Here is a 13,264-nt window from a genome sequence, read left to right as displayed (position 1 = left end):
ATAAGGATATGGTTACTACTTTTCACTTTTGTATTCCTTTTTTAGTTTCCATTCCATCACATCTCGCAAAAATTCGGGTAGAAAATATTTTTTATCAGCCAAATATAATTCAGAGAAAAAATGTCCAAAGGTATACATATCAATGGTTCCAAGTTTGTACATTTTATTAGGTTGAACTTTTTGATCCTTAATGTACATATCACTGCCTTCGATAGTTATATTGGTATATACAAAGTTACCTAAAATAGTTCCACGAAAGCCCAGGCCTTTCAGTTCTAATTTTGGCCATTTCGGATCAAGGGTTTGCAAAATAACACTATGCAAATCCCTTCCATTTAATTCAATTAAACACGGATTAATCGGGTGTGGTAACATTTTATGAAGCTCATATTTCGTGACCATTCCTTTTTCTAAATGATCGAGAAGTAAACCAGCATTAATAAAAGCACAATCAGCCTCACACCACTCTTCAATTGCTTCACAAAGCAAAACTGGTAGCTGGGACTCTTTAAACCATTCAACAGATAGCGATTCTGGCAATCGTACAATCTCTTGAAACAATAGTTTTCTACCTTTTTCATAAAAATTTGCAATTTCCTCTTTTTCATTTTGCGACGGAGGTAATTTAGCCGTTTCGTTCAACTGCGCTTGTTTATCCGTAACGATCTTTTTATCGAGATCAACTTCAAGTTTAACATGCCCAATAAACTTTCCATGTTTCCCCGCGGCAGCTAATAAGGTTTGATCAACTAGTTTCCCTTTTTCCAATATATGATGGGTATGTCCCCCCAATATTACATCTATTTCTGGAAATAATGTTGCGATTTTCTCATCATCATGGATACCTAGATGGGACAGTAGGATCAAAACATCGACATGTTCTTTCAATTCTTTTACTTGACTATGCAACTCCTTAAAAGGCTCTTCAACATGCCATTCTAAAAGCTCATAGAGTTTATGGAAATAAGCTGTAACAGCTGTAACCCCTATTTTTAGGCCACCTTTTGTATGATAAATCTGATGTGGGACAGTCCAATTTGGGCGATTCATTTTATTATCATATACATTTGCCAAAATGAGATCAAAATCAGCATCAGAATAAAGAGAATCTAATTCCTGATGCGATAAGGTGATCCCTTCATTATTTCCGATGGTAGCTGCTGTATAACCAACTGCATTCATCAGCCCAATATTTCCTTTGCCAATAGTAGCTTCTGTAAAAGGATGCCACCGATCAACATGATCTCCAATATCAAATAGGAAACAATCTTCTCTATGGTCACGATGTACCATCTTTTTATTTATAAGGAAATCTCTAATTCTTGGCCAATTTTCAAGATGGCTATGAATATCATTCGTATGGTAAATATGGATGGTTTCAAGCATGAATAACTCTCTAAAATAAATCTAATTGTTTTGGCGCTAATCCACTATATTCAATGGAAAGTATGTTAATTAATTGCTTTGCATTATCTGCTGCATCTCCACCAGAGTTATTATTAAAAATGATATATATATCCTCGCTTTGTTTTTCCAACAATAGGAGCCTCTCTTGCCATTCAATTAATTCCTGATGGTTATAACGATACAAATAGCGAACCTCCCGCCAATTTCCGTTATGTGGCTTCCTCCACCCGTAAACATTTCTTCCATGAAAACGTACGAGCGTTTTCAATGGATGTGTAGCTTTCAAGATTGTAGGTACGGACCCTTGACCTATTTGTGGTTCGTCACAAATACTATGAATCCACCCTTCACTTTTCATAAATTCTAATGTCGTATTGTTAAATTGAGGGTAAAACCATGATTGATGTCTAAATTCTAATGCGATTGGCATATCCTTTAATTGTTCTTTACAAAAGCGTAAATAATCTACATGTTTTTTTTGACAATCAAACCATGGGGGGAACTGTAATAATATCATACCTAATTTTCCTGATTGATAAAAAGGAAGAATGGCATTTAAAAATGCAGTAAACATCTCTTCCCTTGAAGTAAAAGTATGACTTCCCCTTCCATGGCCTGTCATTCCTTGATAAGCCTTAACAATAAATTGAAAACGATCAGGGGTATCATTGATCCATTTTCTTACACTATTTTCTGATGGTATCGCATAAAAGGTCGAGTCTACTTCCACGATCGGAAAATGTGCGGCATATTCCTTTAGCTTCTCCTTTTGTGCCGAACCATTAGGATAAATCGTATCATGATCTCCCCAACCAGCCAAACCTATATATATCATTAGCTCCCCCCCTTACATTGAATAGTAGCATATAGCTAAAATATAAAAGAATATTTCATATTGATTGATGTTTTCAAATCGTTCTTTAATCCTTTAATAAAACATTCTTTTCACCAATCCCCTTCCCCATATAGGATGGTAAAATCCTCATAAGATACTTGCTTTGATGTCATCCAGAAAGCTGTAAGAAAAGCTTTATATAAAAAAATCACTTGGAATACTCCAAGCGATTTTTTTACTTATTATCCGATTGAACCTTCCATTTCGAATTTGATTAGACGGTTCATTTCTACGGCATATTCCATAGGCAATTCTTTCGTAAAAGGCTCAATGAATCCCATGACAATCATTTCTGTTGCTTCTTCCTCAGAAATACCACGGCTCATTAAATAGAATAATTGTTCCTCAGACACTTTAGATACTTTCGCTTCATGCTCTAATGAAATATTATCATTTAAGATTTCATTATATGGAATTGTATCTGAAGTGGATTGATTATCCATAATGAGTGTATCACATTCAATATTTGAACGTGCCCCTTCAGCTTTACGGCCGAAGTGAACAATACCACGGTATGTTACTTTACCACCATGCTTAGAAATCGATTTAGAAACAATTGTTGAAGAAGTATTAGGTGCTAAGTGCATCATTTTAGCACCTGCATCTTGGTGTTGACCTTTACCAGCAATTGCGATTGAAAGTGTCATACCACGTGCACCTTCACCTTTTAAAAGTACGGCTGGATACTTCATTGTTAATTTTGACCCGATATTTCCATCGATCCATTCCATTGTAGCATTTTCTTCACACACTGCACGCTTCGTTACTAGATTATAAACATTATTAGCCCAGTTTTGAATCGTTGTATAACGGCAATATGCATTCTTTTTAATAATAATCTCAACAACTGCACTATGAAGTGAGTTTGTTGTGTAAACAGGAGCAGTACATCCTTCAACATAATGAACATGTGCACCTTCATCAACAATAATAAGTGTACGTTCGAATTGTCCCATATTTTCGGAGTTAATACGGAAATATGCTTGAAGTGGAGTATCTACCTTTACACCTGGTGGCACATAAATAAATGATCCACCTGACCAAACTGCAGAGTTTAATGCTGCAAACTTATTATCAGTTGGCGGTATAACTGTTGCCCAATGTTCACGGAAGATATCTTCGTTTTCTTTTAACGCAGAATCTGTATCTTTAAATACAATTCCAAGCTTTTCAAGATCTTCCTTCATATTATGATAAACTACCTCTGATTCATATTGTGCAGAAACTCCAGCTAAATATTTTTGTTCAGCCTCAGGAATTCCTAATTTATCAAAAGTGTTTTTAATTTCTTCTGGAACTTCATCCCAAGAACGTCCTTGTGATTCTGATGGCTTTACATAATAAGTAATTTCATCAAAATCTAAGCCCATTAAGTCCCCGCCCCATTGCGGCATAGGTTTATTATAGAAATGTTCTAATGATTTAAGACGAAAATCCAGCATCCACTGAGGTTCATCTTTCATACGAGAAATTTCTTCAACAATTTCTTTTGTTAATCCACGTTTTGAACGGAAAACAGAGACATCTTTATCATGAAATCCGTATTTATAATCACCGATTTCAGGCATTTTTTTTGCCATTTCAATCATTCCTCCATCCTATTTTGTTTTACATTTCGATCTATTTTTGACTAGAGGATATTTTATCAGTTCTTAGAATCTAAACCCTTTTCCATTGCCTTCCAAGCCAATGTTGCACATTTAATTCGTGCAGGGAATTTTGAAACTCCTTGTAATGCTTCAATATCACCTAAATCTTCATCTTCTTCATATTCATTGCCTTGTATCATTTCAGAAAAAACATGAGAAAGCTTTACAGCTGTTTCCGTATCTTTCCCAATAATCGCTTGGGTCATCATCGAAGCAGAGGCCATGGAGATGGAACAACCTTCCCCATCAAATTTTGCATCAACTACTTTTCCATCCTCTACTTTCATTGTTAAATGAATTCGGTCGCCACAAGTCGGATTGTTCATATCGATAATCACACTATTTTCATCTATATGCCCTTTATTTCGAGGGTTTTTATAATGATCCATGATGACTTGTCGATAGAGAGTATCTAGATTGTTAAAAGACATCGCTGAAATACTCCTTTGTTTTTAAAAGTCCAGCTATGAAACGGTCAATATCTTCCTCTGTATTATATAAGTAGAAGCTTGCCCTTGCAGTTGCTGATACTTTTAACCATTTCATAAGCGGTTGTGCACAGTGATGACCTGCTCTTACTGCAATACCTTCTGCATCTAAGACAGTTGCAAGATCATGTGGGTGAACATCATCCACATTAAAAGTTACTACCCCTGCACGTGCCATAGGATTAAGTGGTCCATAGACCGTCAATCCATCAATCTCTTTGAGACGATTTAATGCATATTCAGCTAAATAATGTTCATGATTTAATATATTTTCCATACCAATCTCTTCAAGGAAATCGATCGCTGCACCTAAACCTATTGCACCAGCAATAATTGGGGTTCCACCTTCAAACTTCCACGGAAGTTCTTTCCAAGTTGAATCATATAGATCGACAAAATCGATCATTTCTCCTCCAAATTCAATTGGTTCCATGTTTTCAAGAAGTTGTTTTTTACCGTATAACACACCGATTCCAGTAGGTCCACACATTTTATGACCAGAAAATGCATAAAAATCACAATCGAGATCCTGGACATCTACTTTAAGATGAGGGGTACTTTGTGCACCATCTACTACCATAAATGCACCATTATTATGAGCGATTTTGGTTATTTCCTTGATCGGATTTATTGTACCAAGAACGTTAGAAACATGCATAATAGCAACTATTTTTGTCTTAGAAGTGACCGTATTGCGAACATCCTCAAGTGTAATTGTTCCATCTTCTTGCATTGGGACATATTTTAATGTTGCATGATTACGCTTTGCAAGTTGTTGCCATGGAATTAAATTACTATGATGTTCCATATAGGAGATGACAATCTCATCTCCCTCTTTTACATTATCACGTCCAAAGCTATTAGCAATGGTATTTATTGACGTAGTCGTTCCTCTAGTAAAAATAACTTCACTAGTAGAGCTTGCATTTATAAAACGGCGAACTTTTTCCCGTGAACCCTCATATTTATCCGTTGCTCTCGTACCTAGTGTATGCACGCCTCGATGAACATTAGAATTATCCTCTTGGTAATACTTATTTAATGCTTCGATAACAGAATACGGCTTTTGAGATGTCGCAGCACTGTCTAAGTAAACAAGTGGATGTCCATTGACTTCTTGGTCAAGTATCGGAAATAATTTACGAATCTCCTTCGCATTCATTACTTAACTTTCCTTTCAATAACCTCAGTAAGAGCTCGTTTAACCCCTTCAATAGGCAATTGATTTACTACAGGAGCAAGGAAGCCGTGAATAATTAGACGTTCTGCCTCTTTTTTAGAGATCCCACGGCTCATTAAATAATAAAGCTGAATAGGATCAACACGACCAACAGATGCAGCATGTCCAGCCATAACATCATCTTCATCGATTAAAAGCATTGGATTGGCATCCCCACGTGCTTTTTCACTTAACATTAAAACACGTGATTCTTGCTCCGCGTCTGATTTAGATGCGCCGTGCTCAATTTTTCCAATTCCATTAAAGATTGATGAAGCAGAATCCTTCATTACTCCATGCTTTAAAATAAAGCCTTCTGTATTTTTTCCAAAATGGGTAATTTGAGTTGTAAAGTTTTGAGTTTGACTTCCACGACCAACTACAACTGTTTTTGAATGAGAAGTTGAACCATCTCCCATTAGATTAGTTGTATTATTTGAAATCGTATCGCCATCATTCATCATTCCCAATGCCCATTCGATATTGGCATCACGATAAGCGACTCCACGACGATTTACATAGGTTGTCACACCTTCTGCCAAATTGTCAACAGAGCCATATTCTATCTTCGCATTACCGTTCGCAATAATTTCAGTAATGATGTTTGCAATTCCTTTTGCTTGATCATTGGTTGAAATATAGTTTTCAACATATGTTACTGAACTATTATCATCAGCAACTACCAATACATGGTTAAATAGAGGTGCCTCAGTATGATCATGTACATAAACAGTTTGAATCGGCTCAGACACTTCTACATTTTTAGGAATATATAAGAATACTCCACCATTTACAAGTGCTGCATGTAATGCAGTTAATTTATGTTCATCAACTTTTACTGCATCCTTCATAAAATATTTTTGTACGAGATCTGAATGCTCTTTTACTGCAGTCAAAATATCAGTAAAAATCACGCCTTTTTCTTTTAGCTCTTCTGATAGAGCCACATAGGCAGGAGTTTGATTATGTTGAATATATAAGTTTTTATTTACATTTTCTACATCGATTAAAGATTTTACCGCTTCAGGAAGTACATCTAGTGATTGATACGTATCACTTTCAATCGAATGCTTTGTAAATTGAGTAAAATTCCATCTTGTAATTCTAGTTTTATCAGGATTTGGCATAGGTAGCTCTTCTGCTTGAGCTAATGCTTGAATTCGAAGTTCTGTAAACCACGCTGGTTCACTGATTCCTTCTGAGAAGGAGCGAACATAGTCCTGATCCACTGAAAGATTTGTTTCTACAGTCATGTTAAGTCCTCCTAACTTTATGCTTCTTGCCCTACTGTTTCGTCTTCAATACCAAGTTCGTGTTTAATCCAGTCATATCCCTCAGCCTCTAAACGTTGTGCTAATTCTGGACCACCGGATTTAACTACACGTCCTTGCATCATTACATGTACATAGTCAGGAGTAATATAGTTCAATAAGCGTTGGTAGTGAGTAATGATTAAGCAACCAAATTCACTGCTGCGCATTTCATTGATTCCTTTAGAAACAACTTTCAATGCATCGATATCTAAACCAGAATCAATTTCATCAAGAATTGCAATTTTTGGTTCAATCATCATTAATTGAAGAATTTCATTACGTTTTTTCTCACCGCCAGAGAATCCTTCATTTAGATAACGTTGTGCCATATTTGGATCCATTTCAAGCAATTCCATCTTTTTATCCATCTCGCGAATGAATTTCATTAATGAAATTTCATTTCCTTCTTCGCGACGAGCATTGATAGAAGAACGTAAAAATTCAGCATTTGTTACACCGCTAATTTCACTTGGATATTGCATCGCTAAGAAAAGACCAGCACGTGCTCTTTCATCAACTTCCATTTCTAAAACATCTTTACCATCAAGTGTAATACTACCTTTTGTTACTGTATATTTAGGATGTCCCATAATCGCAGATGATAAAGTGGATTTACCAGTTCCGTTAGGTCCCATAATTGCGTGGAATTCTCCACCTTTAAGCTCTAAATTAACGCCCTTTAAAATCTCTTTTCCTTCGATCTCAACATGAAGATCTTTAATGATAAGTGTAGAACCTGCCATGATTATACCTCCGTTGTATATTAAAAATTTCAAAATCTCATTCTCAATTTATTCTCATTATAATCTTATAACAAATTAAAATTATTATCAATAGAGAAAGTCTGCTCTAGGACTTTCTTGAAAGGAGAAAGTCTGCTTCGGGACTTTCCTATGTACACATTCTATTTAGTTTTTTCCCTCCCACCATTCTTCATTCTCTAATTCACTATATTATGTATTTTAAAATGGGCAAAAACCAGTGTTTGATACACTGGTTTTTGCTATCATTATTATAAGCTATTTAGCATTTTTCGTCCAAGGTCTGCAACCATCCGCTGGGAACGAACGTATTCCCTCTCTCTCCTTTTTTCCACAAGCATTCTTACTTTATGCTTTTGTTTGTACACCTCGTAACCGACTCCATGTGCCCCATGCAACGCCTTTTCCATATCATTTGTGTACTGTAACTCAAGAGAGTTAATAACGAATCATTCCTTCCATTTTTTGTTTACGGTCTTTATGATAACAAAGATTTTCTATCTTAACAAAAAGGATATGGCGGATTAATAAAGCATCTGCTTCTATATTCATGAGTCATGGTAAAAAACTTTATTATTTACTTAATAATGATCTTAAATGCTTCAAAATAATAGCTAGTTTCGAGAAGATGTATGGAGTATTCACTTTATAATAGGAAACAGGAATGAACTTTTTAGATTCGCACAAAACAATTGTTATTTGCACGAAATTATAAATGATTCTCACGATATGACTCTTTTTCGCACCAAATATTTTTGAAACTCATTTGCCAATAATAAAAGCTCCGGAAAAATTCCGAAGCTTTTTACGATATTATTTACCTGAGACTGGAACAACTGACCCTTTCCACTCTTTTTTAATAAAATCTTGGATTTCTTTAGAATGTAAAACTTCAACTAATGTTTTAATTGATTTTTTGTTTTCATCACCTTTACGTACAGCGATCACATTTACATATGGTGAGTCGTCTCCTTCAATGGCAATAGAATCTTTTTTCGGATTCATACCTACATCGATGGCAAAGTTGGAGTTGATAACAACTGCATCTCCCTCTCCATTATTATATGCTGTAGTTAAGAAGGCTGGATCATATTCATAATCAAATTTTAATTTTTTTGGATTTTCAGCAATATCTTTAATCGTTGCCTCATCCTTATTAACACCATCTTTAAGCTTAATTAAGCCTTTTTCTTCAAACAATGTTAGAATACGACCGTGATCAGCGACAGAATTACTCATTAGTATTTTAGCACCATCCGGAAGGTCATCTAGAGATTTATATTTTTTTGAATAAATCCCCATCGGTTCAATATGAATACCACCTGCATTTACAAAGTCATATCCAAATTCTTTGATTTGTTTTTCTAAATAAGGAATATGTTGAAAATAGTTAGCATCTAAATCTTTTCCATCTAATGCTTTATTCGGTAAAACATAATCTGTGAACTTCTCAATTTTAAGATTGATGCCCTTTTTCTTCAAAATAGGCTTTGCTTGTTCCAAGATCACTGCATGTGGAGTATTTGAAGCTCCTACTACTAAAGTTGTTTCTTTACCATCGCCTTTTGATTTTTCATCTGAAGAACCACAGGCAGCTAATCCAAACACAAGCAATGTTGCAAAAAGAATACCTAACCATTTTTTCATTTGTATTTCCTCCTCTTTAATATGAAGTTATCGCTTATCTATTTTTCTTGTAATTAAATCACCAATCATCTGGATGATGAAAACGATAATTAAAATAATGATAGTAGCTACAAAAGTAACATCTGTACGATTTCTTTGGAAGCCATCTAAATAGGCTAGATTTCCTAATCCGCCGGCACCAATTGCACCTGCCATTGCGGTATACCCTACAATAGCAATGGATGTAACAGTTATACCTGAAACAATGGCCGGCATTGATTCTGGTAATAATACTTTAAATATAATGGTACTCATCTTGGCACCCATAGCCCTCGCTGCTTCAATAACACCTTTATCGACTTCTCTTAGACCAATCTCCACTAATCTTGCATAAAAAGGTGCCGCACCTATAATCAATGCAGGTAATGCTGCTTCTGGCCCAATTATGGAACCGACAATTGTTTTAGTAAATGGTATTAAAAGAACAATTAATATAATGAAAGGAATCGAACGAAAAACATTAACAATTGCTGAGATAATTGAGTTTATTGCACGGTTTTCCCATAAACTTCCTTTAGCTGTAAAAAACAATAATAATCCTAATAATATTCCGATTACAAATGTTGCAATCACGGACCAGAATGACATATATATAGTTTCTTTTGTGGCATCCCACATAGAAACCCAATCTACGTTTGGAAAGTATTTCTCAAGCATCTGCCTTCATCACCTCTAGTTCAATCTCCTGTTGTTTTTGCAAATAAGTTAATCCCTTATTTATCTCTTCTTCCTCACCATCTACATGAATGAACAATGTCCCATATGATCCATTCTGTGTTTGTGAGATGTTGCCCTGAATAATATTTACAGAAAGAGAATAATTCCTAATAAGATCAGTTATAATCGGTTGTTCAGCAGAACCTCCAATAAAAGTAATCTTCACTAATCGTCCACTTGGATACATATTTAATAGTTGTTGTACTGTTTCATGGGTATCTTCAGGTTCTGTGAGTTGTCTAACGAAACGCTTTGTTATTTTCTCTTGAGGTTTTCTAAACACATCAAGTACGCTTCCCATCTCAACAACCTGACCATTTTCCATAACAGCAACTCGATGACAAATTTTCCTAATCACATGCATTTCATGTGTAATTAGCACAATCGTTAATCCAAGTCTTTTATTAATATCCACTAATAGATCCAAAATAGAATCTGTAGTCTGTGGGTCCAATGCAGAAGTCGCCTCATCACATAAAAGTACTTGAGGGTCATTTGCTAAAGCACGGGCAATACCTACACGTTGCTTTTGTCCACCACTAAGCTGTGAAGGATATGCTTCTTCCCTTCCATCTAATCCAACAAGCTTAATTAATTCGTCTACTTTTTTTCTACGCTGCTGTTTTGGTACACCCGCGATTTCAAGAGGAAAAGAAATATTTTCCCTAACAGTACGTGACCAGAGAAGATTAAAATGCTGAAATATCATTCCAATGCCTTGTCTTGCTTTTCTTAGCTCTGCACCCTTTATACTCGAAATTTCCTTCCCAGCTACATGAATCTTACCCGAGGTTGGAATTTCTAGACCATTTAACATACGAATTAACGTACTTTTCCCGGCACCTGAATAGCCAATTACACCAAAAATCTCACCTTTATTTATATCAATGTTAATGTCATTAACTGCTGTAACTTCTCCATTTTTTGTAGAAAATATTTTTTTTACTTTTTGAACGGTTATCATGCTGTCCACCTCACTTGTATATGACGCCTAGTATTCCAATAATCTGGGCAAAATAAAATGCCTTTCTGCAAAATGACAGAAAGGCATGAATAATTATGAAACCTTCCTCTCATCTTCCAAAGTTAAAAACTTTGTGTGAATTGGCACCATTTCAGATAACTGACGGTTGCCGGGCTTCATAGGGCACATCCCTCCACCTCTCTTGATAAGAGCACATATATATTTAATTGTTAATCTTTCAAACAAAAAATTCCATTATTAAACTTTCAATATCAAAGACTTAATTAGTACAAAAGTCATTGTATCATGATGGTTAATGACTGTCAACAAAAAATCACAATAAATATAGTTCTCCATTCATGCAATCTGATAGTCTCTACTTAGCCATAAAATCGATTCAAGTAAAAGTGATAAGCGATAGGAGCCATATAATGTAAGTTCGTTATTTTTCACTAATTGACTTAAGCGAATATGACCATTTAAAAGATGACAAAGTATTGGTTTGGAGGCATGTATTTCTAAATTCGATTCGCCTATATCTTTTTTCATTATAGAACAGCTATTTTTAGAAATATACAATCCCCATTCCTCTTTATCGCAAACAAATTTTATCATAATAGGATGGTTTGGAAATAAGGCATTCAAATGTTTTCGATTATCCAACTCTTGAATCAGTCTTTCAAAAAATGAATCCATAAAGATCACCCATTTCTCGTTTATCTTTTATACACTTATTCATTTTTTGAAAAGAAAATCCTCTATCTATCGTTCTACAATTTTTTCAAGATATAAAATACATAAAAAAATTCTTGTCGAATAAAATCATTATCTATTTATTTCCCAAGAAATTTGTCATAAGTATTTATACTACTTTTGAAATAGGAGGATGATCTTTTTTGCTTCCAAAAGATTTAAAGACAATAAAAAAGTAGATCGACCCCACTAAATATAAAAAACATGTGATTGAAAAAACAATGGCGTAGCCATTATAAGAACCATTTCGTGAAACAATTCCCATTGAAACTGGCCCCATCAACCCCCATCCTAAATTAAATACCATTTGATTGACAGAGTTTGCAAGACCCTTCACTGAATTATCAACTTTAGACATCATTAATGACATTTGAATTGGATTTCCTGCATTCATTAAAGCCTGCCTGAATAAAAATCCAATTGCTGCAAGTAATAAACTATGAGTAAATCCCGTTAATAATAAAAATGGGAGAGAAGCCAATTGCAAAAAGACAACTGCCTTAACCTCCCCTACTTTACTTACTACAAATGGACCAATAAACATAGCGATGGCGGTTGCTGCCTGACCCATCGAAATAATAAATCCAATCGTTGTATTTGAAGCATTAAATCGATCAGCAAAGTATAAATTTAAATAAGGGATTACAAGTCCTGCACCAAAACCGATTAATAATTGTGCAATGGCAAAAAAGATGATTAATTTAAGACTTTCCTTTTGTTCTTTGAATGAAATGAAGCGTTTATTATTTTTTTCATCGTAGCTTACAACTGTTATTATTTCCTTAAGTCTCATTATTGGCAAAATTCCGATCAAAAATATAACTGCGCCAATTATTAAAGTAATCCGAATACTAATAATCGGACTATAGATCCATTCAAGTAAGTCAGAAAGTACTCCCCCAAATATATTTCCAATCACATTAGCAGCTGTCATCAATCCAAAATGAAGTGAAAACAGTTTGACACGTTGTTCAGCTGTAGAGTTTTCAGCCAATAAAGGAACGGATGAAACTTGTATAAATGCTTGGGTTAAACCAGTTAAAAAAGCTGCCATAAGGAGAAGTGTTCTTGGCTCAATGATACTTCGAAGAAATAAGGTAACTCCTGTAAAAATTAATCCATATAATATAACTCTTTTCCTTCCCAGTCTATCACTTAATATTCCTGCTGGAATCAGAATAATGGCTGTTGCCAGGGATGTCATTGAGATGACTTGCCCATTCATCTGATCAGGGAAACCGAGTTCACGAATATAGAAGTTGTAAATGACCATAAAAACACCCAAACCAATTTGCGTAAAAACGTTTCCATAAATGGCATTTCTTATATTCGAGTTATACCGTCCCCATTGCTGTTTCCACCTATTTGCCCATTTCATAAAAAAATCCCCCACTAGATTATTTCGATACCCT

12 protein-coding genes and 1 riboswitch are annotated in these 13,264 nt (G+C 35.0%); all 12 genes read right to left on the bottom strand.

Annotated features, from left to right (window positions below):
* Nucleotides 1-15: 15 nt before the first annotated feature.
* The gene (locus tag NST63_RS07010; RefSeq protein WP_341041684.1) at nucleotides 16-1,386 is read right to left on the bottom strand and encodes a bifunctional metallophosphatase/5'-nucleotidase; all 1,371 of its coding nucleotides are present in this window, start codon (nucleotides 1,384-1,386) and stop codon (nucleotides 16-18) included.
* 10 nt (nucleotides 1,387-1,396) lie between these two features.
* Nucleotides 1,397-2,242, bottom strand: coding sequence for a DUF72 domain-containing protein (locus NST63_RS07005; RefSeq protein ID WP_212946363.1), 846 nt, complete (start codon nucleotides 2,240-2,242; stop codon nucleotides 1,397-1,399).
* 242 nt (nucleotides 2,243-2,484) lie between these two features.
* Nucleotides 2,485-3,882, bottom strand: coding sequence for a Fe-S cluster assembly protein SufB (gene sufB, locus NST63_RS07000; protein ID WP_071976462.1), 1,398 nt, complete (start codon nucleotides 3,880-3,882; stop codon nucleotides 2,485-2,487).
* A gap of 65 nt (nucleotides 3,883-3,947) precedes the next feature.
* The gene (gene sufU / locus NST63_RS06995; protein ID WP_058002789.1) at nucleotides 3,948-4,382 is read right to left on the bottom strand and encodes a Fe-S cluster assembly sulfur transfer protein SufU; all 435 of its coding nucleotides are present in this window, start codon (nucleotides 4,380-4,382) and stop codon (nucleotides 3,948-3,950) included.
* Nucleotides 4,372-5,601, bottom strand: a complete 1,230-nt coding sequence (locus tag NST63_RS06990) for a cysteine desulfurase (protein WP_212946362.1) — start codon at nucleotides 5,599-5,601, stop codon at nucleotides 4,372-4,374. Before NST63_RS06990 ends, sufU begins: the two co-directional genes overlap by 11 nt.
* A complete protein-coding gene (sufD, locus tag NST63_RS06985) occupies nucleotides 5,601-6,911 on the bottom strand; it encodes a Fe-S cluster assembly protein SufD (protein ID WP_341041683.1) in 1,311 nt (436 codons plus the stop codon). The genes NST63_RS06990 and sufD overlap by 1 nt, the downstream gene beginning before the upstream one ends.
* Before the next feature lie 17 nt (nucleotides 6,912-6,928).
* The gene (gene sufC, locus NST63_RS06980) at nucleotides 6,929-7,714 is read right to left on the bottom strand and encodes a Fe-S cluster assembly ATPase SufC (protein ID WP_058002792.1); all 786 of its coding nucleotides are present in this window, start codon (nucleotides 7,712-7,714) and stop codon (nucleotides 6,929-6,931) included.
* An 831-nt stretch (nucleotides 7,715-8,545) separates the two neighbouring features.
* Nucleotides 8,546-9,379 carry a MetQ/NlpA family ABC transporter substrate-binding protein gene (locus tag NST63_RS06975; RefSeq protein WP_212946359.1) on the bottom strand — a complete coding sequence of 278 codons (834 nt, stop codon included), beginning with the start codon at nucleotides 9,377-9,379 and terminating at the stop codon, nucleotides 8,546-8,548.
* A gap of 27 nt (nucleotides 9,380-9,406) precedes the next feature.
* On the bottom strand, nucleotides 9,407-10,075 hold the full coding sequence (locus NST63_RS06970) for a methionine ABC transporter permease (RefSeq protein ID WP_180213341.1): 669 nt from the start codon (nucleotides 10,073-10,075) through the stop codon (nucleotides 9,407-9,409).
* Nucleotides 10,068-11,099 carry a methionine ABC transporter ATP-binding protein gene (locus tag NST63_RS06965; RefSeq protein WP_078110527.1) on the bottom strand — a complete coding sequence of 344 codons (1,032 nt, stop codon included), beginning with the start codon at nucleotides 11,097-11,099 and terminating at the stop codon, nucleotides 10,068-10,070. Before NST63_RS06965 ends, NST63_RS06970 begins: the two co-directional genes overlap by 8 nt.
* Nucleotides 11,100-11,205: 106 nt before the next feature.
* A riboswitch (SAM riboswitch) is annotated at nucleotides 11,206-11,311 on the bottom strand.
* A 145-nt stretch (nucleotides 11,312-11,456) separates the two neighbouring features.
* A complete protein-coding gene (locus NST63_RS06960) occupies nucleotides 11,457-11,795 on the bottom strand; it encodes a hypothetical protein (RefSeq protein WP_212946358.1) in 339 nt (112 codons plus the stop codon).
* Nucleotides 11,796-11,961: 166 nt separating this feature from the next.
* Nucleotides 11,962-13,230, bottom strand: a complete 1,269-nt coding sequence (locus NST63_RS06955; protein ID WP_341041682.1) for an MFS transporter — start codon at nucleotides 13,228-13,230, stop codon at nucleotides 11,962-11,964.
* Nucleotides 13,231-13,264: the final 34 nt, after the last annotated feature.

It is taken from the genome of Heyndrickxia sp. FSL W8-0496, from assembly GCF_038007825.1.
GTDB classification, from domain to species: Bacteria; Bacillota; Bacilli; order Bacillales; family Bacillaceae_C; genus Heyndrickxia; species Heyndrickxia oleronia.
The sequence above is the reverse complement of the archived record's forward strand: the minus strand, read 5'-3'. Positions and strand labels throughout refer to the sequence as shown.